The sequence below is a fragment of the Pseudomonas sp. E141 genome, assembly GCF_052659885.1.
In genome coordinates, this window is the sequence record NZ_CP084024.1 from 4,727,750 (window position 1) to 4,749,601 (window position 21,852).

Consider the following 21,852-nt stretch of genomic DNA (forward strand, 5'->3'; position numbering starts at 1 on the left):
GATATCGGGTTGAACCATGGGCGAATTACTTCCGTTATTGATTCAAGGGGCCTGGGTCACGCTTCAGGTGACCTTTCTCGGCTCGCTGCTGGCGATCGTCGCCGCGGTCCTGGCGGCCTTGGGGCGACTGTCACCGTGGCGAGCGCTGCGCTGGTTTTCCATCACCTACATCGAAGTGTTTCGGGGCACGTCGCTGCTGGTGCAGTTGTTCTGGTTGTTCTTCGTGCTACCACTGCCGCCGTTCAACGTTGAGTTGAGCCCCTATGCTGTGGCGATTGTCGGCCTGGGCCTGCACATCGGCGCTTATGGTGCCGAAGTCATGCGCGGCGCCATCAGCTCGGTGGCCAAGGGGCAATACGAAGCGTGCACGGCGCTGAATTTCAGCGGCTTCAAGCGCTTCAAACGGATCATCCTGCCCCAGGCCCTGCTGGCGGCGATCCCACCGGGCACCAACCTGCTGATCGAATTGCTCAAGAACACGTCGCTGGTGTCGTTGATCACGTTGTCCGACCTGAGCTTCCGCGCGCGGCAGCTGGATCAGGCAACCTTCCAGACCCTGGAGATCTTCAGCCTGGCGCTGGTGATGTATTTCATCCTCGCCCAGGCCATTAACCTGGGTATGCGCCATGTCGAACGACGACTGAGCCGGGGCCGGATGCGTGGAGGTCTGTCATGACCCTGTTCGACTGGTCCTACGCCGCACAGATCCTGCCGGACTTGCTGCGCGCCTCGCTCAATACGGTGGGCATCACCCTGATCGGCTTTCTGATCGCGATTGTCCTGGGGCTGTTCCTGGCAATTGGTCGGCGCAGCCGGAAAGTCTGGCTGTCATGGCCGGCCACCGCCGTGATCGAGTTCATCCGCAGTACGCCGCTGCTGATCCAGGTGTATTTCCTCTATTACGTGCTGCCTAACTACGGCTTGAGCCTGACGGCCATGCAAGTGGGGATCCTGGGTATCGGCCTGCACTACGCCTGCTACATCGCCGAGGTCTATCGCAGCGGCCTCGACGCGGTGCCGCGGGCGCAGTGGGAAGCGGTGACGGCACTGAACATCGCTCCGTACAACGCTTACCGCAACATCATCCTGCCCCAGGCGCTGCGGCCGATCATACCGCCGCTGGGCAATTACCTGGTGGCGATGCTCAAGGACACGCCGGTGCTGTCGGCGATCACCGTGGTGGAAATCATGCAGCAGGCCAAGAACATCGGCTCCGAGCATTTCCGTTACCTGGAGCCGATCACCATGGTCGGCCTGTTCTTCCTCGCCCTGAGCCTCGCCTTGGCCTATCTGGTACGGCGCCTTGAAACGCGCATGGAGCTACGCTAATGACTTTACCCCTGTCCTCGCCCACCGATTTGTCCCGGCGCAGCACGCTGGCGTCGCAGCAGGAGGCCCCGGCCATGCAAGATCAGACACCGTCCCGGCCGATCGTGAGTTTCCAGGACGTGACCAAAAGCTATGGCAGCTTTACGGTGCTCGACCATCTGAACCTGGATGTCGCGCCCGGTGAAAAAGTCGCGATCATCGGCCCCAGCGGCTCGGGCAAGTCCACATTGTTGCGGGTGTTGATGACCCTGGAAGGCATCGACCAGGGCCAGATCTGTATCGAAGATGATTCCCTGACCCACATGCCCAACCGCAACGGCGTGCTGGTGCCGGCCAACGACCGGCACATCCGCCGTGTGCGCGGCAAGATCGGCATGGTGTTCCAGAGCTTCAATCTGTTTCCCCACATGACCGCGCTGCAAAACGTGATCGAGGCGCCGGTGCAGGTGCTGGGCATGAATCCGAAGGAAGCCCGGGAGCGCGCCGCCGATTTACTGGAGCTGGTGGGGCTGGGCAGCAAGCTCGACCATTACCCTTCGCAGTTGTCCGGCGGCCAGCAACAACGGGTGGCGATTGCCCGGGCGCTGGCGATGCGACCCAAGGTGATGCTGTTTGACGAAGTGACCTCGGCACTCGATCCGGAACTGTGTGGCGAAGTGCTGAATGTGATCCGCAAACTGGGAGCCGAGCACAACCTGACCATGCTGATGGTGACCCACCAGATGGGCTTCGCCCGGGAATTCGCCGACCGGGTGTGCTTCTTCTACAAAGGGCAGATCCACGAACAGGGCACTCCGGCGCAGATCTTCGAAAACCCGCAGCAGGAGCGCACGTGCGCGTTCTTGAGTGCGGTGAAAGAGGCTAACTGAACCTATCTACTAAAGTGAACACTGTTGTGGCGAGGGAGCTTGCTCCCTCGCCACAAAGGTCCAAACGCTAGCCGCAAAAAAGGGGGCCCCTGTTTTCAGGGGCCCCCTTTCATTTACCGCCCAGCGGTTATGGGTACTGCTGGTAAGTCTGCCCCTGCTGCGGCGCTGTCTGGTATTGCTGGCCCGGAATGGCCTTGAGGTTGACTTCGACACGGCGGTTTTGCGCGCGGCCATTGACGTCGGCATTGCTGGCCACCGGATTGTCCGGGCCGGCACCGCGGGCCGTCAGGTTGGCGCCACTGACACCTTGGGACGTCAGGTAGGTCGCCACGCTCTGTGCACGACGTTGCGACAGATCCATGTTGTGCTGGCGGCTGCCGGTGCTGTCGGTATAACCCACGATTTCGATCTGGTTCTGGTTGAACTCCTTGAGGGAGTTGGCCAGGTTGTTCAGCGGCTGGTAGAAACTGGACGCGATGTTCGCCGAGTCGGTGGCGAAGGTGATGTTGCCCGGCATGATCAGTTTGATCTGGTCGCCCTGGCGCTGCACTTCAACGCCGGTATTGGCCATGCTGGCACGCAGTTTCTTTTCCTGCTGGTCGGCGTAGTAACCGTAGCCGGCCGCGGAAGCCCCCACGACCGCAGCGCCGATCAATGCACCCTTGCCACGGTTATCGTGACCGATGGCCGCACCGGCCAACGCACCGGCCAGGGCACCGAGGCCGCCGTACTTGGCAGTCTTGCTCATGCCGGAGGACTCTGTGGAGGCCTGCCCCTGGTTGTCATAAGGATTAGGCGACGCGCAGCCGGACAGCAGGGCCACAGCGGTTGCGACAACAATCAAGCGACGCGAGGTGAACATGAAGGTGCTCCTGGTATTTTAATTCTGAAGTGCCAGTATCGACTCTGGCTGGCGTTGGAACACGGCAATTGGCAAAAATTCCGTCCAGCCGTGTCGCACTTGCCTTAATCCTGCGCCAGGCACCGGCTCACCCCCCTGACGATCATCTCCACTTCCCGCCCATCAATGGTCAACGGGGGCAGCAGGCGGATGGTCTTGCCGCGAGTGACATTGATCAGCAGAGCGTGGTCACGTGCGGCGCAAAGGCTCAGGTCGCGGACCGGTTGCTTGAGTTCGACGCCGATCATCAAGCCCTGGCCGCGAATCGCCAGCACGTTCGGGTTGTCCGCCAGTTCGGCCGTCAGCCGGTTGAGCAACTGTTCACCCTGATGCCTGGCGTTGTCCAGCAAACCTTGCTCCTGGATGATGTCCAGCACCGTGCAGCCCACCCGGCAGGCCAGCGGATTACCGCCGAAGGTGCTGCCGTGGCTGCCAGGGGTAAACAGTTCGGCCGCTTTGCCCCGGGCCACGCAGGCGCCGATGGGCACGCCATTGCCCAAGCCCTTGGCCAGGGTCATGATGTCCGGCACGATGCCTTCGTGCTGGAAGGCAAACCATTGGCCGGTGCGGCCGATACCGGTCTGGATCTCGTCGAGCATCAGCAACCAGGCGCGCCGGGTGCACAGTTGACGCAAGGCCTTGAGATAGCCCGGCGGCGCCAGTTGCACACCGCTTTCGCCCTGGATCGGTTCCACCAGTACCGCAACGATGCGCTCGCCATGAACCTGCTGAATATTTTCCAGCGCCGCCAGATCACCGAATGGCACCTTGATGAAATCCCCCGGCAACCGATTGAAGCCCAAGCGCACCGCCGGGCCATCACTGGCGGACAAGGTGCCCAATGTGCGTCCGTGAAACGCATTCTCCATGACCACCACCAATGGCTGCTCGATACCTTTGTGCCAGCCATAAAGGCGCGCCAGTTTCAGTGCGGTTTCGTTGGCCTCGGCACCAGAGTTGTTAAAAAACACCCGATCCATGGCTGAGAGCTGAGTGAGTTTTTTCGCCAACCGTTGCTGCCAGTCGATGCCGTACAGGTTGGAGGTGTGCAGCAGCAGGCCAGCCTGCTCGCTGATAGCCTCCACCAGTCGAGGGTGGGAATGGCCGACGTTGGTCACAGCCACGCCCGCCACCGCATCCAGGTACTCGCGACCGTCCTGATCCCACAGGCGCGTACCCAACCCATGGGTAAAATTCAGTGCCAGGGGTTGGTAGGTGGTCATCAGGCAGGCGGCGGTCATGGCTTCAAGCTCCATCAGGTGGTTTTTTCCAGTATGGTTAGCCACTCTTGCTGGATAAACGCTACATTCCTTCAATCATTTTAAAGCCAGGCTTGATAATGGATCTTTTTCAGGCAATGACGGTTTACGTCAAAGTGGTGGAAACCGGGAGCCTGACAGCGGCGGCCCAAGCGTGCGAAATGTCCACCACCATGGTGGGTAATCACCTTCGCGCACTGGAAGAACGTCTTGGCGTGCGCCTGATCAACCGTACGACGCGGCGCCAGCGCCTAACGGAATTCGGCTTTTCCTATTACCAGCGCTGCCTGGAAGTACTCGGGCTGGTGGCCGATTCCGAACGACTGGCCGAGCAGACGCAAGGCGAGCCCACCGGCACCTTGCGCATCACCGCGCCACTGACCTTTGGCACCGAGCGACTTGCCCCGGCGCTGGCCGAATTCAGCCGGCTCCATCCCCAGCTTAAACTCGACGTGGTGCTGACCAACCAACGCCTGGACCTGCTGGATCACGGTTTCGACGTCGCCATCCGTCTCGGCCCCATCGACCCTAAGCTGATCGCCCGACCATTGATGGACTACACCCTGACCATCTGCGCATCCAGGGCCTACCTGGCGCGCCGAGGCACGCCGCAAAGACCCGCTGACCTTGAGCAGCACGACTGCCTGTCCTTCGCCTATTCCGCCGGCGACGAGTGGCGCTTCGCCCAGGATCACTGGCCCATCAACGGGCCGGAAGGTGAAATCAAGGTGCCGGTGACCGGGCCGATGCTGATCAACAGTTCGTCAGGACTGCATCGCGCGGCCCTGGCCGGCATGGGCGTGGTCATGCTGCCCGATGCACTGGTGGCGCAAGACCTGGAGGAAGGCCATCTGGTCGCGCTGCTGCAGGACTATCAACTTCCCCACCGGCCAATGAACCTGATGTATGCGCAGGATCGCTATCGGTTGCCCAAACTGCGCAGCTTTGTCGAATTTGCGATGCAGCAATGGGGCAAACCCCAAACTCAACCCGAATGACAAAGTAGGAGCTGACGCGTGCAACGAGGCTGCGATCTTTCCCCCAACGTTTGAGTCCCACACAGACCGTCCGCCCCCCGGCCCTCGGCAGCGCGCCAATAGAGCGTAACCCCGCTAGTGCCACTCCGCCCCATCGGCTACTCTTCTTCCTTGGACGAGCATTTTGATATCAAGGCTGATTGAGGAAACGACGATGGGCGACGCCTCGAACATCGATATGCTGCGCCTCGACCTGTCCGGTCTGGACGAAGGTGTGCTGCACACCATCCTTGAGCTGGTCAGCGATGGCATCTGGGACTGGAACGCCAACACCGGTTTCGTCTACCGCAACCCTGGCTGGTACACGATGCTGGGGTATCCGCCTCACTCACTCGATAACACCGTGCTGACGTGGGAAAGCGTGATCCATCCCGATGATTACCCGCAGGTGATGGCTTTGTTCGACGACCACCTGCAACAACGCTCCCATCACTACCAGGCCGAATACCGCTGTCGCACGCGCGACGGCTCCTGGATGTGGATCGAGGACCGTGGCTATGTGATCGCCCGTAACCCCGACGGCACGGTGGCGCGGATGATCGGCGCCCATCGCAGCATTGACGACAAGAAGCGTCTGTTCGAACAACTGGAACGGCGCAACAAATCGCTGGAAGCCGTCATCCAGGAGCGAACCCTGGAACTGTCCCGGGTCAACCATCAGTTGCAGATCCAGCTCGACGAAAACCGCAGGCTTGCCGAAACCGACGCCCTGACGCGGGTTGCCAACCGCTATCGTCTCGAACAGGCCCTGCCGCTGGCCTGCGAGCGTGCCCAGCGTTTTCGCGAGCCGTTGTCACTGATCGCCATGGACGTCGATGACTTCAAGGACATCAATGATCATTACGGTCATGCTTTCGGCGACGCAGCGCTGGTGCAAGTGGTGCAAGCCGTTAAACGCTGCGAACGCGACGGCGACTTGCTCGCACGTTGGGGGGGTGATGAATTCATCATGATTTTGCCCAATACCTCCCTGGCCGACGCCTGCCTGATGGCTGAAACCATTCGCCGCAGCCTGTCCGATCTGCTGCCGGTGGGCGATTTCCAGGTCACCATGAGTTTTGGCGTGGTGCAGCGGCATGGGGATGAGCAGCACACGATGCTGCTGGACCGGGCGGACCAGGCGCTGTATCGCTCCAAGGTGGCCGGCAAGAATGTGATCTGCCAATGATGCGTACCTGAACAACAAATGCCGACCTGCCACCGGTTCAACCGTGACAACGCCGCCCGGGTCCAATAGATTAGGCGACCGGAAAAAAGCTCAACGCCTTTCTCGCCTCATCCAGCTAACAGAAGTAGTGAAATTTCAATGTCCGATTCCAATACCGCTGAATCCGTAGTCACCCTGTCGTCCAAAGCGGAATACGAAAACTCCATCAATCTTTCACAGCATCTGCCTCAGGCCAAAAGCATCAGTGAGATGGTTCTCGATGCGTTCCAGTCGAACCGCGAAAGCGATCAGATCCGTGAGCTGCGCAACGCCATCCGTCAGGCCCATGACGCGTTCGACGATGACAAGGCCTACGAACTGATGGGCCAGCTCAAGCAGCTCAAGGACGCCGAAGCCGCCGATTTCGCGGCACTGGAAGACCTGAGCAGCCGCTTCCCCATCAGCCGTATCCTGTCCAGCTACAAGGACGACCCGACCTTCCAAGAACTGGTTTATGGCCTGGCCCTGAAAGTGCTGAACCAGACCCACCAGGCCATCAGCAATCCGAGCGGCAGCAAAGGCAAGGCTTCGCGGCCCAAGAAAGAGGCCGAAGTGTTTGTCATCAGCAAGGACGGCATCAGCGTCACCCTGCCCTTGCGCACCCCACGCTCCAAGCCGAACGTCGACCGCGAGGCCTTCGAATTCCTGGGCTTCAGTTTCGTCGGCGAAGGCGACCAGGCCGAGCTGGAAAATGACATCTTCCTGGACAACGACGGCACCGAACAACCGGTCACCCGCAAAAGCATCGTCACCGCCCTGCAACAGCAGAAAGCGTTCGACGGCTACAGCATCGCCCAGCAATAAGCCTTCTTGTTCGGCGGTTGTCAGCCCGCCGCCAGAACCTGTGGGAGCGAGCTTGCTCGCGATAGCGGTGGTTCAGCTTGCATCGATGTTGAATGGGCCGGCGTCATCGCGAGCAGGCTCGCTCCCACAATGGATCAGCGGCGTTCGCAGATTATGTGCTCGCCGTAGACCTGTGGGAGCGGGCTTGCTCGCGAAGGCGCCCTGTCAGTCAACATCACCTCAGCTGACCCACCGCTTTCGCGAGCAAGCCCGCTCCCACTGGACATCATCAGCCCAGGCAACACCCATGAAAAAGCCCCGCGCTTCTCTCGAAGGCGGGGCTTTTTGTGTGGTGTCTGAAGCTTAAGGCGCGTAAGTCAGCAACAACTCACTCGGCACTTTGAAGTCCAGGGACATCATGACGCTCAGGGCGGTGATGGTGAAGATCGAGAACACGAACAGCTTGCGTGCCCAAACCGTGTCATCCACCGCCTTGTAGCCGGTCCAGGCCATGTACAACCAGTACATGCCCATGGCGGCGGCGACGGCGAGGTAGCTCATGCCGGCGTAGCCGCTGAAGGTCAGCATCAAGGTTGCCACGAGGAAGGCCAGGATGTAGAGCAGGATGTGCTTCTTGGCCACCTGGATGCCGCGCTTGACCGGCAGCACCGGAATCGAGGCGGCCAGGTAATCGTTGAAGCGGAAGATCGCAATGGCGTAGGAATGCGGCATCTGCCACAGGCTGAACATCACCAGTAGCGTCAGCGCCGCCATGTCGAAGCTGTTGCTCACCGCGACGTAACCGATCACGGGCGGCATCGCCCCCGACAGACTGCCCACCAGCGTGCCGTGGACCGACTTGCGCTTGAGGTACAGGCTGTAGAAACCGACATAGATGACAAACCCGATCACCGCGAACAGCGCCGCCAACGGGTTGGCCACCCAGTACAGCAGCGCCACACCGGCGACACCCAGCACCGTGGCGAACGCCAGGGCCAGTTGCACCGGGATCAGGCCCTGGACCAGGGCGCGGTTCTTGGTGCGCTCCATCTTGATGTCGATGTCGCGGTCGATGCAGTTGTTGAATACACAACCGGACGCCACCACCAGGGAAGTGCCGATCATCGCCGCCAGAAAGATGGCCAGATCGACATGCCCTTTCGAGGCCAGGAAAAACCCGCCTGCCACAGAAAGCACGTTACCGAAAATGATCCCCGGCTTGGTGATTTGGATAAAGTGCTTTAAGGACATCCGGACTTTCCTCAGTGCGCCATCATGTTGGTGTGGATGCTGAACATGATCCACAACGACAGGCCGACCAGCAGGACAATGACGATCGCGGCAAAGACAAACGCGACCACGTTGTTACGCTGGGCAGCGGAGCGGTCCAGGTGCAGGAAGTACACCAGGTGCACCAGTACCTGGACCACGGCGAAGATCAGGATGATCCACAGGGTCAGACTTTTCGGCAGCGTCGGGTACATCACCAGGCCAAACGGAATAACCGTCAGGATCACCGACAGAATGAAACCGATGGCGTAGGACTTGACGCTGCCGTGGCCGGCGTCGTGGCCATCGTGGGAATGTGCGTTAGCCATTTACAGGGTCCCCATCAGATAAACAACGGTGAATACGCAGATCCACACCACGTCCAGGAAGTGCCAGAACAGGCTCAGGCAGCTCAGGCGCGTCTTGTTGGTGGCGGTCAGGCCGTTTTTGTGGACCTGGTACATCATGATCGCCATCCAGATCAGGCCGCTGGTCACGTGCAGACCGTGGGTGCCGACCAGGGTGAAGAACCCGGACAGGAAGCCGCTGCGGCTAGGGCCGTAGCCTTCGGCGATCAGGATGTGGAACTCGTTGATCTCCATGGCGATAAAGCCGGCGCCCAGCAGGAAGGTCATCGCCAGCCAGCCCAGTACCTGGGTTTTCTTGCCCTTGAACAACGCCAGCATGGCGAAGCCGTAGGTGATCGAGCTGAACAACAGCAGTGCGGTTTCGCCCAGCACATACGGCAGCTCGAAGATGTCGTGGCCCGACGGGCCACCGGCGACGTTGTTAACCAGCACCGCGTACACCGCGAAGATCGACGCAAACAGAATGCAGTCGGTCATCAGGTAGAGCCAGAAACCGAATACGGTCATCTCGCCCGAGTCGTGGTGATGGTCATCGTGCCCATGGTCATGACCATGGGCGTGTCCAACATTGGTCACTAAGTTCGACATGGTTTAAGCCTGTTCCAACGAGGTTTCAACACGGGTGGCGGTGGCTGGGACTTTCCCTGCCGCGACCAGACGTTTGTGCTGCTCGGCTTCGATGCGCTCGATGACATCCACCGGCACCATGTAGCCCTGATCGTCACGGGCGGCATGAATGGTGAAATACACCACGGTGCCGACCAGACTGGCGATGGCCAGCCACCAGATGTGCCAGATCATCGCGAAACCGAACACGGTCAACAGCGCACCCATGACCACACCGGTCGCGGTGTTGTTGGGCATGTGGATCGGCGCGTACTTGGCCGGAGTCTGGTACGCGGTACCGTTTTCCTTGGCTTCGGTGAACGGGTCGATGACGTCGGCTTTTGGCAGCACGGCAAAGTTGTAGAACGGTGGAGGCGACGAGGTCGACCATTCCAGGGTATGGGCATTCCACGGATCACCGTGTTCGCACATGTTCTCTGGCTTCTTGCGGTCACGCACGCTGACGTACAACTGGATCAGCTGGCAGGCGATGCCCACGGCGATCATCACCGCGCCGAACATGGCGACGTACAGGTACGGCACCCACTCAGGGTTGGTGGTGGCGTTCAGACGACGGGTCATGCCCATAAAGCCCAGTGCATACAGCGGCATGAACGCGACGAAGAAGCCCGAGATCCAGAACCAGAATGCAGCCTTGCCCCAGCCCTCGTGCAGCTTGAAGCCGAACGCTTTCGGGAAGTAGAAGGCGAAGCCGGCGATGTAGCCGAATACAGCGCCGCCGATGATCACGTTATGGAAATGCGCGATCACGAACAGGCTGTTGTGCAGCACGAAGTCCGCACCCGGGATGGCCAGCAGTACGCCGGTCATGCCGCCGATGGCAAAGGTCACCATGAAGCCCAGGGTCCACAGCACGTGGCTGGTGAAACGCAGACGGCCCTGGTAGATGGTGAACAGCCAGTTGAACAGCTTCACACCCGTCGGGATCGAAATCAGCATCGTCGCCAGACCGAAGAAGGCGTTGACGCTGGCACCCGAACCCATGGTGAAGAAGTGGTGCAGCCAGACCATGAAACCCAGCACCGAGATCGCGCCGCTGGCGTAGATCATCGAGTGGTGGCCGAACAGTTTCTTGCCAGAGAACGTCGAGATGACTTCGGAGAAAATCCCGAACGCCGGCAGAATCAGGATGTACACCTCGGGGTGACCCCAGGCCCAGAACAGGTTGACGTACATCATCGGATTTCCACCCAGTTCATTGGTGAAAATGTGGAAATCCATGTAGCGGTCAAGCGTCAGCAAAGCCAGGGTAGCGGTCAGGATCGGGAACGAAGCGACGATCAGGACGTTGGCCCAGGTGCAGGTCCAGGTGAAGATCGGCATGTCCATCAGCTTCATGCCCGGGGTACGCATCTTCAGCACGGTGGCCAGGAAGTTGACCCCCGTTAGCGTTGTCCCAAGTCCCGATAGCTGTAGCGCCCAGATGTAGTAATCCATCCCCACGCCCGGACTGTATTGCAGGCCCGACAACGGTGGATAGGCAACCCAACCGGTCTTGGCAAACTCGCCAACGCCCAGGGACAGGTTGATCAGCACCACACCGGAAACCAGCAGCCAGAAGCTCAAGGAGTTCAGGAACGGATAGGCCACGTCACGCGCGCCGATCTGCAGCGGCACTGCAAGGTTCATCAGGCCGGTGAAGAATGGCATCGCCATGAAGATGATCATGATCACGCCGTGGGCGGTGAAGATCTGGTCATAGTGTTCAGGCGGCAGGTAGCCAGGCGAACCCTCGGTGGCCATGGCCAACTGGGTACGCATCATGATGGCGTCGGCAAAACCGCGCAGCAGCATGATCATGGCGACGATGATGTACATCACGCCGATTTTCTTGTGGTCGACCGACGTCAGCCACTCGGTCCACAGGTAGGTCCACTTCTTGAAGTAGGTAATCCCCGCGAACAACGCCAGACCACCGAGCGCGATCACGGCAAGGGTCACCATGACAATCGGCTCGTGGAACGGGATCGCTTCCCAACTTAATTTACCAAACATCGTTTACTCCTCTGCCCCGGCAGCTGAATGCGAACTCATGTCCATCCCTTCCATGTTGTGGGCCACTTCCTTTTCGTTCTTCTCGTGGTGCATCGGCTTGCCCGGGTTCATCCCTTCATACTTGTCGATGATGGTCTGGAACAGGTTCGGCGTGACCGAAGAGTAGAGCTCGACTGGGTTGTTCTGGCTCGGTTTGGAAAGGGCTTCGTATTCAGCTTTTTCAAGCTGTTTAGGTGCCTTCTTCACATCGTTGACCCAGGCGTCGAATTCTTCCTGGGTCGTGGCGATTGCTTTGAACTTCATGCCGGTGAAACCCGCACCGCTGTAGTTGGCGGAGATACCGTCGAGTTCGGCGTTCTGGTTGGCGATCAGGTGCAGCTTGGTCTGCATGCCCGCCATCGCGTAGATCTGGCCGCCCAGGCCCGGGATGAAGAACGAGTTCATCACGGTGTCGGAGGTGACTTTGAAATTGATCGGCGTGTGGGCCGGGAACACGATCTTGTTGACCGTGGCGATGCCTTGTTCCGGATAGATGAACAGCCACTTCCAGTCCATGGAGACCACTTCAATGGTGATCGGCTTGACGTCGGAATCCAGCGGACGATACGGGTCAAGGGCATGGGTGGACTTGTAGGTGATGTAACCCAGGGCAATGATGATCAGTACCGGAATAGTCCACACCGCCACTTCGATTTTGGTCGAGTGCGACCACTTGGGCGTGTACGTGGCACTGGTGTTGGACGCGCGGTATTTCCAGGCGAACAGGAAGGTCATGACGATAACCGGCACGACGACCAGCAACATCAACAGCGTAGCGGTGATGATCAGATTACGTTCATCCAGGCCGACCTGACCCTTGGGATCGAGCAAGGTCATGTTGCAGCCTCCCAGCAACAACGTGCCGAGCAAAGGCAACAAGCCTAGTAATCGGGGGTACCTGTTTTTACTCATCTCACGACCTCTAAAGCAGCTTACGCAATGCAGTTGGGTTTTGATCGCCAACACTTCACCCTGCCAAGGGTTGGCATTTTTCTTGGATTGAATAAGGGCTGACCGTCGCAGCGTCAGACGCTGTTCGACACATCCCGGGCCAGCAGTGAGTTCTTATTCGAATTCGTAGGTCAAAGGCCTTGTTACAGCCCAATTCCATTTGGTGCGGGTAGTTGGAAGGCACCGACACCTGGGGTCGCATGGGGCCTTGAGCCCTTCGACCACCTCACGGGCTCAAGCTTGAGCCGGGTCGGAAATTCGGTGCGGGCGATTGTAGTGAGCTGAGGCGCCGGAGACCATGTCTTATCCTGAAATAATTTTCATCAAATCGAGCAACAATCTTTCGCAGAATTCGAAACAAGCCGGCATCTTATCGAAATTCATTCTCAACAAGAACCCCAGAAAACGTAGGTCTACTACGCCCGATTTAGACAGCTTGCGCTGATTAAAGAGGCTTTTTACGCCCGTAGAGCCCCCGTCATTCGGGGGCTGAGCGGCAAGAGGCCCGATTGTTAGAAATGCCTGCTCCGGGGGGAGCCAGTTAGCCGGATGGAGCCTGCAACGGCTGATTTTTCATTGCAGAACGAGGTGCTTATTCGCGCAGCAAGTGGCCGGATGACAGCAAATGTGTGACAACGTGTCGCACGCTGTCGCGGCTCATTATTGTCTCGGATCAAGGCTGGCACGCAGTAAGACTGAAACGCAAAACGCCCCGGCTTCCTACAGAAAACCGGGGCGTCTGATTGAGGCGCTTTAGGGCAGTTGTTTGCGATTGCGCGACACCAGCAACGGCACCAGGATCGCCGTGAGGACGAACGCCACCAGTGCCCATTGTGCCAGGGACAAGCCCAGGATCGGCGGATACGGGGTGGAGCAAAAGCCGTCGACCTGGAAGCCCAACGGGAAGATCTTCGCCAGCGGGAGGTCATCGACAATCGGTTGCAGCACGTCGACGCCACAGCTGACCGCCGGGAAGAACTGGGTGTACACGTGATGCCCCGCTACCGCCGCACCGGCCATGGCACTGAGCACCACCAGGCCTTCGAAAACCGTCAGGCTGCGACGGGTACGCATGGCCGCACCAATGAAGGCAAAAATGGCGATCAGCAACAATGCATACCGCTGCAGGATGCACAGCGGGCACGGCGCCTCACCGAGCGCCACCTGCATATACAGCGCACCGCCGATCAGCGCCAGACAGATCAGCCCCAACAGCACCAGATAGCGCCGTTCACGGCCTAAGCGCAGCATTTGCTCATTCATTGCGTTTCCCTTTGTATGCATTGGATCGACGCGCAGCCTGGAGAAACCCGGCGCACTGTCGGATGGCCAAAGTCTACACGCTGACCATGACAGAGAACGAGCGGCTGCCGCCCACATTGAGAGGAATAAACACGAGGGAGGTTAAGTACGGATTAATTTTGCTTGGGGGGAGTCAGTTGTGATGGGATTGAGCATGGCGCCGCTATCGCGAGCAGGCTCGCTCCCACAGTTGTCTTTGCGTTGATCACCCAATCGTGCCCGCCGCAAATCCATTGCGGGAGCGGGCTTGCTCGCGAAGAGGCCAGCACATCCAGCATCACTGTTTCAGACAAACCGCCTTCGCGAGCAAGCCCGCTCCCACAGTTTTCTGCGGTGTTCACCCATCGTGTTCACCACCAAAACCCCTTGTGGGAGCGAGCCTGCTCGCGATGCAGACGAACCGGATCACCCCGGCTCGCCCCGCCGTTACTCCAGCGCCGCCGCCGGGCCGAAGAATTCGTAGCGGCTTTGCCCGTCCGGCACGCCCAGTGCCTTGAGGTGGCGCTTGACGGCGGCCATGAAGCCTTTGGGCCCAAGGAAGTAGGCATCCAGGTCACGCTGCTGCGGCAACCATTGCGCCAGTTGTTCCTGGCTCAACAAGCCGACCTTGTCAGCCGCCGGGCTCAAGCCGTCATCTTCGTCGTAGCAATAGAAGCGCTTGAGTTGTGGATGCCGCTGGGCCAGGTCATCGATCCAGTCACGGAAGGCGTGCACGCCGCCGTTACGTGCGCAGTGGATAAAATGCACCGGCCGCTCGGTTTGCAGCGCCGCCTGCAACATCGCCAGGGTCGGCGTGATGCCGACGCCGCCGCTGATCAGCACCAGCGGTTTGTCGCTCTGGGTCAGGAAGAAGTCTCCTGACGGGGGAAACAACTGGATGCTGCTGCCGATCGGGAAATGATGGTGCAGATAGTTGGACACGCGCCCGCCCGGCTCGCGCTTGACGCTGATGCGATACTGACCGTTGTCCGCCAGGGCCGACAGCGAATAATTGCGGCGCACCTCCTCGCCATCCAACACCAGTTTCATGCCGATGTACTGGCCTGGTTCCGCCACCAGGATCGCGCCCTTGTCCGCCGGCTCGAAGTAGAACGAAGTGATTTCCGAGCTCTCCTGCACCCTGGCTGCCAGGATGAACTCACGCTCGCCCCGCCAGCCGCCCGGCGCTGCGGCTTTCTGCTCGTACATGCCGGTTTCGGCACCGATCAGGATATCGGCCAACTGGTTATAGGCAGCGCCCCACGCGGCAATCACTTGCGGCGTGGCGATCTCTTCACCCAGCACCTCGGCGATCGCCCGCAACAGGCAGGCCCCCACAATTGGGTAATGTTCCGGCAGGATTTGCAGGGCGACGTGCTTGTTGACGATTTTGGCCACTAGGTCGCCCAACTGATCGAGCTGGTCAATGTGCCGGGCATACATCAATACGCCGTTGGCCAGGGCGCGGGGCTGATCACCGCTGGCCTGGTGAGCCTGGTTGAACAACGGGCGCACTTGCGGGTATTCGGACAGCATCATGCGATAAAAGTGAGTAATGAGCGCTTCACCACCGCTTTCAAGCAAGGGCACGGTGGAGCGGATGATGGCGCGTTCTTCTCGGCTGAGCATAAGGTGACTCCTGGCGTATTACGAAAAACTGATACCTATGCCTATCAGGTTTCATGCCATAAAATTTATTAAACATTTTCAATTGCTTACGAAGTAAGTAGTCATAAAGACATATGGCATCTTATAGTCATTAGGACCATATGGAGTCATTATGACCGCAACCTCCCTACTGACCTCGCTGCTTCCGCTGGTGGCCGACCTCTCCCGCGAGTTGCCGGAAGGCGAGCGCTACCGACGCCTGCTTGGCGCGCTGCGAGCCCTGTTGCCCTGCGACGCCGCCGCGCTGTTACGCCTGGACGGAGACTGTCTGGTGCCGCTGGCGGTGGATGGCTTGAGTACCGATACCCTGGGCAGACGCTTCCGGATCAGTGAACACCCCCGCTTCCAGGCACTGCTGGCCAGCCCGCAGCCCACTCGCTTTGCCGCCGACAGTGAGCTGCCCGACCCCTACGACGGATTGGTCGAAGGTCTGGCTGAGCACTTGGAGGTCCACGACTGCATGGGCTGCCCACTGTTCGTCGACGAGCAACCGTGGGGCCTGCTGACCCTCGATGCGCTAAACCCCGAACGCTTCGAGCCGATCGACCTGAGCGCCTTGCAGGCCTTTGCCAGCCTGGCCGCCGCCACGGTCAGCGCAGCCGAACGCATTGATCGGCTGGCCTTGAAAGCCGAAGACGAACATCGCCGCGCCGAGGTCTACCGCCAGGCCAGCGGCCAGCAACCTCGCGACATGGTCGGCCAGAGCAAGGCCCACAAGCGATTAGTGGAAGAAATCAACCTGGTGGGGGGCAGCGACCTGACGGTGCTGATCACTGGCGAAACCGGGGTTGGCAAGGAGCTGGTCGCCCAAGCCATACACGCGGCCTCCAAGCGCGCCGAGCAGCCGCTTATCAGCCTCAATTGCGCTGCACTGCCGGATACCCTGGTGGAAAGCGAACTCTTCGGCCATGTACGCGGCGCGTTTACAGGGGCCACGAATGACCGGCGCGGCAAATTCGAACTGGCCGATGGCGGCACGTTGTTCCTCGATGAAGTGGGCGAGTTGTCCTTGACCGTGCAGGCCAAGCTGCTGCGAGTGTTGCAGAGCGGCCAGTTGCAACGGCTGGGCTCGGACAAGGAACATCGGGTCGATGTACGCCTGATTGCGGCCACCAATCGCGATCTGGCTGAAGAAGTGCGCAACGGGCGATATCGGGCCGACTTCTATCATCGCCTGAGCGTGTACCCGTTGCTGGTGCCGGCACTACGGGATCGTGGGCGCGATGTGCTGCTGCTCAGCGGTTTTTTCCTGGAGCAGAACCGTTCGCGCATGGGCCTGGGCAGCCTGCGCCTGACCAGTGACGCCCAGGCCGCATTGCTGGCGTATGACTGGCCGGGGAACGTACGTGAACTGGAGCACCTGATCGGCCGAAGCGCCTTAAAAGCCTTGGGCCGGTGTCCGGTGCGGCCAAAGATCCTCAGCCTCAGCGCCCAGGACCTGGACTTGCCCCGCAGCCCGGAAGAACACCCGCCACCTTCATCCGCCAGCCCCGCACCTGCCCTGGAGGGGGTCACGGGGGACTTGCGTGAAGCCATGGACGATTTTCAACGCAAGCTGATCATCGCCTGCCTGGAACGGCATCAGCACAACTGGGCCAGCGCCGCTCGGGAACTGGGTCTGGATCGGGCGAACCTGGGGCGGATGGCCAAGCGGTTGGGACTCAAATAAAACCTTCTGTACCACCGACGCCCCATGCGGCGAGGGCATTTATCGCCTGACCATAGCGTATGCATTCCCAGGCCACTGAGCTGAAATCGATTGTCTGTGGGTTTCGCCCTAAAGCCAGCCCCCATCGGGTCGATAACCCAATATCAAAAGCTGTTTTGGCGTTCTTCACGCTCGCCCCACCTTTTTCCACAGAAGGTTTTTATGTCTTCCAACAAAGCCCGCGCAGACTCACTTTCGCTTCTGCTGTTTACCTTGCGCAGCGGCAAGCTGATGGCAATCAACCTGCTCAAAGTCAGCGAAATCATTCCCTGCCCGCCGTTGACCAAACTGCCGGAGTCGCACCCGCACGTCAAAGGCATCGCCACCCTGCGCGGGGCCTCGTTGTCGGTGATCGACCTGAGCCGCGCCATCGGCGAACGGCCCCTGGAAGATCCGGATGGCGGCTGCGTGATCGTCACCGATGTCAGTCGATCCAAACAGGGTCTGCATGTGCAGGCGGTGAGCAAGATCGTGCATTGCCTGACCACCGACATCAAACCCCCGCCTTTCGGCTCAGGCGGCGTACGCGCCTTCATCACTGGCGTGACGTCGGTGGATGGCACGCTGGTGCAGGTGCTGGACATCGAAAAAGTCATCCACGGTATCGCCCCGGCGCAGATTGAAACGGCGCCCACCGAGCTGAGCATGGAAGACGCCGAAGTCTTGGGCAACGCGCGGATCCTGGTGGTCGATGACAGTCAGGTGGCGTTGCAACAATCGGTACACACCTTGCGCAACCTCGGCCTGCAATGCCACACCGCTCGCAGCGCCAAGGAAGCCATCGAATGCCTGCTGGACCTGCAAGGCACTGCACAGCAGATCAACCTGATCGTTTCCGACATCGAAATGTCGGAGATGGACGGCTACGCCCTTACCCGGACCCTGCGGGAAACGCCGGACTTCGCCCACCTCTATGTGTTGCTGCACACCTCGCTGGACAGCGCCATGAACAGCGAGAAGGCTCGGCTATCCGGGGCCAATGGCGTGCTGACCAAGTTCTCCTCACCGGAGCTGACCAAGTGCCTGATCACGGCCGCCAAGGCGGTTGCCGAGCAAGGCCACTGAGTCATGCCTGATGATCATTCCCATGCGTATAGGGGAATGATCATCCCGGCACCTCAGGCATACTCCTGTCCTGGCTTCCCAGAACAAGGATCTTGCTGATGAAAATCCACGCACTCATGTTTTTGGGCTTCACGGCCCTCACCGCCCAGGCCCACGCCTCCAGCCCAGAAGCCTGGGCCACCCATGACAAAGCCGTGCTTGCCAGTTGCATGAAGGCCAGCGGCTTGAAGAACGCCGAGCCTGTGGGCACTGCCGCGCAGTTCGATGACCGGGTGGGTTATACCGCGCTGTTGCTGCAAGGCCAGTATCCGCAGAAACACATGAAAGGCGCGACGGGCACCGAGCTGTGCCTTTACCGCAAGAAATCCAAGACCGCCTACGTGACCGAGTGGGACTCCATCCGCCCCGCCGACAACAGCCGGTGATGGCGCACAACTTGCTTCGCATCGGTTAATCGCGGCGTTTTTCTGTCGCCGCCTTCCAGCTTTTGACCGGGCGCTCAATGAACACAACGTTTTCCTGCGTAGGCTGTGGCAAATGCTGCACCGATCACCATGTCCCCCTGACCCTCGACGAGGCCCGGATGTGGGCTGACGACGGCGGCCAGGTGATTGTCCTGGTGGAAGCCTTCCTGCCCAACGGCCTCGGCCTGCCGGCGGCGCAACGCGAACACGCTGAGCGCCGTTCGGCGCGGGTCCACAGCGGCACCACCGAGGCCTTGGTGGCAATCACCTTCGCCGCCTATAACGCCGGGCGCTGCCGCAATCTTGACGAAGAAAACCTGTGCCGCATCTACGAGCGCCGCCCCTTGGTGTGCCGTATCTATCCGATGGAAATCAACCCGCACATCCCGCTCAACATTGCCGTAAAGGAATGCCCGCCAGAGTCGTGGGAGACCGGACCGCAACTGATACTCGGCGGTGAACTGGTCGACAAGGAACTGGCGCAGTTGATCGAACGCTCACGTCAGGCCGATCGCGAGGAAATCCGGATCAAGGAGCGCATCTGCGCTTCACTGGGCATCCTCACCACCGCGCTGAAGGGCGACGGGTTTACCGCGTACCTGCCGGACATGAGCGCATTCGCCGCAGTCATTGATCAGGTCCGTTTGCAGCCACTGGAGCAAGCGGCCAGTGAATGGCAGTTCCATTTGTCCGGTGATGAAGTGGCCTGCCAGGTCCTGGCCAGTGGAGCACGGGTTGCCACTGAGGCACCGGTCAACTACGCGTTTATTTCGCTGCGGGCGGCGTAAACACCCCAGGGATGAAATAGAAATCCCTTGTGGGAGCGAGCCTGCTCGCGATAGCGGTGGATCAGTTTGCAGTGATGGTGGACGTGCCGCCGTCATCGCGAGCAGGCTCGCTCCCACATCCAACATAGATGCTCCCCCATAGGTACTGCCCATAAGTACTCCATTCCTGCCACTGACTCGCCTCAATCGACGCTCCCCTCTCGCCTAACCCACATCCAGAATGTTAGCGTGCTTGGTATTCCTTGCCTGATGAGCCTTCTGCGATGAAAAAAACCGTACTTGCCTTCAGCCGTGTCACACCCAAGATGGTCGAACGACTGCAACAGGATTTCGACGTGATCGTGCCCAATCCGTCGAACGGCGACATCAATGCACAGTTCAACGAAGCCTTGCCCCACGTGCATGGCCTGATCGGTGTCGGACGCAAGCTCGGCCGCGAACAACTGCAGAGCGCCGCGAATCTGCAAGTGGTGTCCAGCGTGTCAGTGGGTTACGACAACTATGACCTGGCCTACTTCAATGAGCGTGGAATCATGCTCACCAACACCCCTGACGTGCTCACCGAAAGCACCGCTGACCTGGCCTTCGCCCTGCTGATGAGCAGCGCCCGGCGCGTCGCTGAACTGGACGCCTGGACCAAGGCCGGCCAATGGCAGGCGACGGTCGGCCCGCAGCTGTTCGGCACTGACGTGCACGGCAAGACCCTGGGGATTGTCGGCATGGGCAACATCGGTGCCGCCATTGCCCGGCGTGGCCGGCTGGGGTTCAACATGCCGATTCTCTACAGCGGCAACAGCCGCAAGACCGAACTGGAAGATCAGTTGGGCGCACAATTTCGCGAGCTGGATCAGTTGCTCGCCGAAGCGGACTTTATTTGCCTCGTGGTGCCATTGAGTGAGAAGACTCGCCACCTGATTGGCCAGCGTGAACTGGCCCTGATGAAACCGAGTGCCATTCTGGTCAATATTTCCCGCGGCCCGGTGGTGGATGAGCCGGCGCTGATCGAAGTCTTGCAGAACAACCGCATCCGCGGCGCCGGGCTGGACGTTTACGAGAAAGAACCATTGGCCGAATCGCCGCTGTTCCAGCTGAAAAACGCCGTAACCCTGCCCCATATCGGCTCGGCCACCCACGAAACCCGTGAAGCCATGGCCGATCTTGCCGTGGAAAACTTGCGCAGCGCTTTGCTGGGCGAGCGACCGAAGAACCTGGTCAACCCACAAGTCTGGAAGTAAACCCTCGGGCAGGCGCCGGGTCCGGGCCTGCCATACCCTGGCTCAGCGTGCGCCCAGGGCGGCTTGCGTCGCCACGGGCCGGGGTTTGCGAAACACCAGCACGTTCCCCAACATCACCAGCACCAGCCCGAGCAGTGCCGGCGCCGTCCATTGGTAGCCCTCGACCAACGCCGAGACGTTCAACGCCACCACCGGAAACAGCACCGTGCAATACGCCGCCCGCTCCGGCCCCATGCGCCCCACCAGCGTCAGGTAGGCGGTGAAGCCGATCACTGAACCTGGGATCACCAGGTACAACAGCGAGCCGACATAGCGCGCGTTCCATTCCATATCGAACGGGATGCCTTTGAAGAGGCACCACACCGCCAGCATCGCCGCACCATAAGCCATGCCCCAGGCGTTGGTGGTCAACGGTTTGAGACCGGCCTTCTGCTGCAAACTCGAGAGCATGTTGCCCGCCGAAAAGCACAAGGTTCCCAGCAACGCCAAGGCCAACCCGAGCAGCGTTTGCGGGCTTGCGCTATGACCCGCCAGCTCCGGCCAGAACAGCAGAGCCAGCCCCAGCAAGCCCAAGGCGCCGCCCAGCAAGACGTTGCGGGCGATCCTTTGGCCGAAGAACACGCGGGCATTGAGGGCATTCCAGAGCGTGGCGGTAGAGAACACCACCGCGACCAACCCGCTGGGAATCCATTGGCTGGCAGTGAGGAAACACATGAAGTTGATGCAAAACAGGCACAGGCCCTGGGCCACGCAAATCAAATGACCACGCCGGTTCATGGCTTGCAGACGTCGGCTGAGCAAGAGCATCACAAACAGAATCAGCGCCGCCAGGCCGAAGCGATAGACAATCGACACGGGGATGGCGACCACGCCCAACTGCAATTTCAGCGCAATCCAGGTGGTGCCCCAGATGAGCACGGTAAGTAGATACAACGAGAGGTTCATGACGGCAACTCCTGACAATGACCGCCAGTGTTGCGCCGCACACCACCGGGCGCTTGCGTAAACT

22 protein-coding genes are annotated in these 21,852 nt (G+C 60.0%); 11 read left to right on the top strand and 11 right to left on the bottom strand.

From position 1 onward, the window contains the following. The first annotated feature begins 16 nt into the window (after positions 1-16). The 3 genes from ehuC to ehuA are packed head-to-tail and all read left to right on the top strand — an operon-like array spanning position 17 to position 2,198. On the top strand, positions 17-676 hold the full coding sequence (gene ehuC, locus GKKCFE_RS21110) for an ectoine/hydroxyectoine ABC transporter permease subunit EhuC (protein ID WP_047228591.1): 660 nt from the start codon (positions 17-19) through the stop codon (positions 674-676). Continuing rightward, a complete protein-coding gene (ehuD, locus tag GKKCFE_RS21115) occupies positions 673-1,329 on the top strand; it encodes an ectoine/hydroxyectoine ABC transporter permease subunit EhuD (RefSeq protein WP_047228592.1) in 657 nt (218 codons plus the stop codon). The genes ehuC and ehuD overlap by 4 nt, the downstream gene beginning before the upstream one ends. Further along, the gene (gene ehuA, locus GKKCFE_RS21120) at positions 1,329-2,198 is read left to right on the top strand and encodes an ectoine/hydroxyectoine ABC transporter ATP-binding protein EhuA (protein ID WP_445577050.1); all 870 of its coding nucleotides are present in this window, start codon (positions 1,329-1,331) and stop codon (positions 2,196-2,198) included. Before ehuD ends, ehuA begins: the two co-directional genes overlap by 1 nt. 127 nt (positions 2,199-2,325) lie before the next feature. On the opposite strand, the gene GKKCFE_RS21125 is transcribed toward ehuA, so the two are convergent. Continuing rightward, a complete protein-coding gene (locus GKKCFE_RS21125) occupies positions 2,326-3,060 on the bottom strand; it encodes an OmpA family protein (protein ID WP_076383595.1) in 735 nt (244 codons plus the stop codon). A gap of 104 nt (positions 3,061-3,164) precedes the next feature. Next, entirely contained in the window at positions 3,165-4,340 is a 1,176-nt protein-coding gene (locus tag GKKCFE_RS21130) for an aspartate aminotransferase family protein (protein ID WP_445577051.1), read from the bottom strand. 98 nt (positions 4,341-4,438) lie between these two features. On the opposite strand from GKKCFE_RS21130, the gene GKKCFE_RS21135 reads away from it, so the two are divergent. The 3 genes from GKKCFE_RS21135 to GKKCFE_RS21145 all read left to right on the top strand — a co-directional run bounded on the left by GKKCFE_RS21135 (position 4,439) and on the right by GKKCFE_RS21145 (position 7,406). Then, entirely contained in the window at positions 4,439-5,356 is a 918-nt protein-coding gene (locus GKKCFE_RS21135; RefSeq protein ID WP_445577052.1) for a LysR family transcriptional regulator, read from the top strand. Between the two features lie 193 nt (positions 5,357-5,549). After that, positions 5,550-6,563, top strand: a complete 1,014-nt coding sequence (locus GKKCFE_RS21140) for a GGDEF domain-containing protein (RefSeq protein ID WP_139049172.1) — start codon at positions 5,550-5,552, stop codon at positions 6,561-6,563. A gap of 138 nt (positions 6,564-6,701) precedes the next feature. Beyond that, on the top strand, positions 6,702-7,406 hold the full coding sequence (locus tag GKKCFE_RS21145; protein ID WP_092456206.1) for a hypothetical protein: 705 nt from the start codon (positions 6,702-6,704) through the stop codon (positions 7,404-7,406). 342 nt (positions 7,407-7,748) lie between these two features. On the opposite strand, the gene cyoE is transcribed toward GKKCFE_RS21145, so the two are convergent. The 7 genes from cyoE to hmpA form a co-directional block, all read right to left on the bottom strand. Further along, complete coding sequence (cyoE, locus tag GKKCFE_RS21150; RefSeq protein WP_047228597.1) at positions 7,749-8,636, bottom strand: heme o synthase; 888 nt, start codon at positions 8,634-8,636, stop codon at positions 7,749-7,751. Between the two features lie 11 nt (positions 8,637-8,647). Next, entirely contained in the window at positions 8,648-8,983 is a 336-nt protein-coding gene (gene cyoD / locus GKKCFE_RS21155; protein WP_025211927.1) for a cytochrome o ubiquinol oxidase subunit IV, read from the bottom strand. Then, positions 8,984-9,610: a cytochrome o ubiquinol oxidase subunit III gene (locus tag GKKCFE_RS21160; protein WP_047228598.1), complete on the bottom strand. Its 627-nt coding sequence runs from the start codon at positions 9,608-9,610 to the stop codon at positions 8,984-8,986. 3 nt (positions 9,611-9,613) lie between these two features. Further along, positions 9,614-11,644: a cytochrome o ubiquinol oxidase subunit I gene (gene cyoB, locus GKKCFE_RS21165; RefSeq protein ID WP_188250946.1), complete on the bottom strand. Its 2,031-nt coding sequence runs from the start codon at positions 11,642-11,644 to the stop codon at positions 9,614-9,616. A 3-nt stretch (positions 11,645-11,647) separates the two neighbouring features. Next, the gene (cyoA, locus tag GKKCFE_RS21170; protein ID WP_047228600.1) at positions 11,648-12,595 is read right to left on the bottom strand and encodes a ubiquinol oxidase subunit II; all 948 of its coding nucleotides are present in this window, start codon (positions 12,593-12,595) and stop codon (positions 11,648-11,650) included. 792 nt (positions 12,596-13,387) lie between these two features. Then, on the bottom strand, positions 13,388-13,897 hold the full coding sequence (locus GKKCFE_RS21175) for a disulfide bond formation protein B (RefSeq protein ID WP_445577053.1): 510 nt from the start codon (positions 13,895-13,897) through the stop codon (positions 13,388-13,390). 465 nt (positions 13,898-14,362) lie between these two features. Continuing rightward, entirely contained in the window at positions 14,363-15,544 is a 1,182-nt protein-coding gene (gene hmpA, locus GKKCFE_RS21180; protein ID WP_419418016.1) for an NO-inducible flavohemoprotein, read from the bottom strand. Between the two features lie 151 nt (positions 15,545-15,695). Here hmpA and norR point away from each other — a divergent pair, with 151 nt between their 5' ends. Further along, the gene (norR, locus tag GKKCFE_RS21185; protein ID WP_445577054.1) at positions 15,696-17,252 is read left to right on the top strand and encodes a nitric oxide reductase transcriptional regulator NorR; all 1,557 of its coding nucleotides are present in this window, start codon (positions 15,696-15,698) and stop codon (positions 17,250-17,252) included. Here norR and GKKCFE_RS21190 read toward each other — a convergent pair. Continuing rightward, the gene (locus GKKCFE_RS21190; RefSeq protein WP_157952118.1) at positions 17,245-17,421 is read right to left on the bottom strand and encodes a hypothetical protein; all 177 of its coding nucleotides are present in this window, start codon (positions 17,419-17,421) and stop codon (positions 17,245-17,247) included. The two genes, norR and GKKCFE_RS21190, sit on opposite strands and share 8 nt — an antisense overlap. Before the next feature lie 32 nt (positions 17,422-17,453). Between GKKCFE_RS21190 and GKKCFE_RS21195 the strand changes: the two genes are divergently transcribed. The 4 genes from GKKCFE_RS21195 to GKKCFE_RS21210 all read left to right on the top strand — a co-directional run bounded on the left by GKKCFE_RS21195 (position 17,454) and on the right by GKKCFE_RS21210 (position 20,843). Continuing rightward, the gene (locus GKKCFE_RS21195) at positions 17,454-18,356 is read left to right on the top strand and encodes a chemotaxis protein CheV (RefSeq protein ID WP_445577055.1); all 903 of its coding nucleotides are present in this window, start codon (positions 17,454-17,456) and stop codon (positions 18,354-18,356) included. Between the two features lie 98 nt (positions 18,357-18,454). Beyond that, complete coding sequence (locus GKKCFE_RS21200) at positions 18,455-18,781, top strand: hypothetical protein (RefSeq protein WP_445577056.1); 327 nt, start codon at positions 18,455-18,457, stop codon at positions 18,779-18,781. Positions 18,782-18,858: 77 nt separating this feature from the next. After that, positions 18,859-19,608: a YkgJ family cysteine cluster protein gene (locus tag GKKCFE_RS21205; protein WP_445577057.1), complete on the top strand. Its 750-nt coding sequence runs from the start codon at positions 18,859-18,861 to the stop codon at positions 19,606-19,608. A gap of 263 nt (positions 19,609-19,871) precedes the next feature. Beyond that, entirely contained in the window at positions 19,872-20,843 is a 972-nt protein-coding gene (locus GKKCFE_RS21210) for a 2-hydroxyacid dehydrogenase (protein WP_445577058.1), read from the top strand. 42 nt (positions 20,844-20,885) lie between these two features. On the opposite strand, the gene GKKCFE_RS21215 is transcribed toward GKKCFE_RS21210, so the two are convergent. Further along, positions 20,886-21,788, bottom strand: coding sequence for a DMT family transporter (locus GKKCFE_RS21215; RefSeq protein ID WP_107321893.1), 903 nt, complete (start codon positions 21,786-21,788; stop codon positions 20,886-20,888). Between the last annotated feature and the right edge of the window lie 64 nt (positions 21,789-21,852).

Excerpts from the sequence above, each read along its gene's own strand:
- GKKCFE_RS21140 (WP_139049172.1), top strand. The coding sequence starts at position 5,550 with ATGGGCGACGCCTCGAACATCGATATGCTGCGCCTCGACCTGTCCGGT.
- GKKCFE_RS21135 (WP_445577052.1), top strand. The coding sequence starts at position 4,439 with ATGGATCTTTTTCAGGCAATGACGGTTTACGTCAAAGTGGTGGAAACC.
- GKKCFE_RS21205 (WP_445577057.1), top strand. The coding sequence starts at position 18,859 with ATGAACACAACGTTTTCCTGCGTAGGCTGTGGCAAATGCTGCACCGAT.
- ehuC (WP_047228591.1), top strand. The coding sequence starts at position 17 with ATGGGCGAATTACTTCCGTTATTGATTCAAGGGGCCTGGGTCACGCTT.
- GKKCFE_RS21145 (WP_092456206.1), top strand. The coding sequence starts at position 6,702 with ATGTCCGATTCCAATACCGCTGAATCCGTAGTCACCCTGTCGTCCAAA.
- GKKCFE_RS21200 (WP_445577056.1), top strand. The coding sequence starts at position 18,455 with ATGAAAATCCACGCACTCATGTTTTTGGGCTTCACGGCCCTCACCGCC.
- ehuD (WP_047228592.1), top strand. The coding sequence starts at position 673 with ATGACCCTGTTCGACTGGTCCTACGCCGCACAGATCCTGCCGGACTTG.
- cyoB (WP_188250946.1), bottom strand. The coding sequence starts at position 11,644 with ATGTTTGGTAAATTAAGTTGGGAAGCGATCCCGTTCCACGAGCCGATT.
- cyoA (WP_047228600.1), bottom strand. The coding sequence starts at position 12,595 with ATGAGTAAAAACAGGTACCCCCGATTACTAGGCTTGTTGCCTTTGCTC.
- GKKCFE_RS21175 (WP_445577053.1), bottom strand. The coding sequence starts at position 13,897 with ATGAATGAGCAAATGCTGCGCTTAGGCCGTGAACGGCGCTATCTGGTG.
- GKKCFE_RS21210 (WP_445577058.1), top strand. The coding sequence starts at position 19,872 with ATGAAAAAAACCGTACTTGCCTTCAGCCGTGTCACACCCAAGATGGTC.
- norR (WP_445577054.1), top strand. The coding sequence starts at position 15,696 with ATGACCGCAACCTCCCTACTGACCTCGCTGCTTCCGCTGGTGGCCGAC.
- GKKCFE_RS21125 (WP_076383595.1), bottom strand. The coding sequence starts at position 3,060 with ATGTTCACCTCGCGTCGCTTGATTGTTGTCGCAACCGCTGTGGCCCTG.
- hmpA (WP_419418016.1), bottom strand. The coding sequence starts at position 15,544 with ATGCTCAGCCGAGAAGAACGCGCCATCATCCGCTCCACCGTGCCCTTG.
- cyoD (WP_025211927.1), bottom strand. The coding sequence starts at position 8,983 with ATGGCTAACGCACATTCCCACGATGGCCACGACGCCGGCCACGGCAGC.
- cyoE (WP_047228597.1), bottom strand. The coding sequence starts at position 8,636 with ATGTCCTTAAAGCACTTTATCCAAATCACCAAGCCGGGGATCATTTTC.
- GKKCFE_RS21160 (WP_047228598.1), bottom strand. The coding sequence starts at position 9,610 with ATGTCGAACTTAGTGACCAATGTTGGACACGCCCATGGTCATGACCAT.
- GKKCFE_RS21195 (WP_445577055.1), top strand. The coding sequence starts at position 17,454 with ATGTCTTCCAACAAAGCCCGCGCAGACTCACTTTCGCTTCTGCTGTTT.
- GKKCFE_RS21130 (WP_445577051.1), bottom strand. The coding sequence starts at position 4,340 with ATGACCGCCGCCTGCCTGATGACCACCTACCAACCCCTGGCACTGAAT.
- GKKCFE_RS21215 (WP_107321893.1), bottom strand. The coding sequence starts at position 21,788 with ATGAACCTCTCGTTGTATCTACTTACCGTGCTCATCTGGGGCACCACC.
- ehuA (WP_445577050.1), top strand. The coding sequence starts at position 1,329 with ATGACTTTACCCCTGTCCTCGCCCACCGATTTGTCCCGGCGCAGCACG.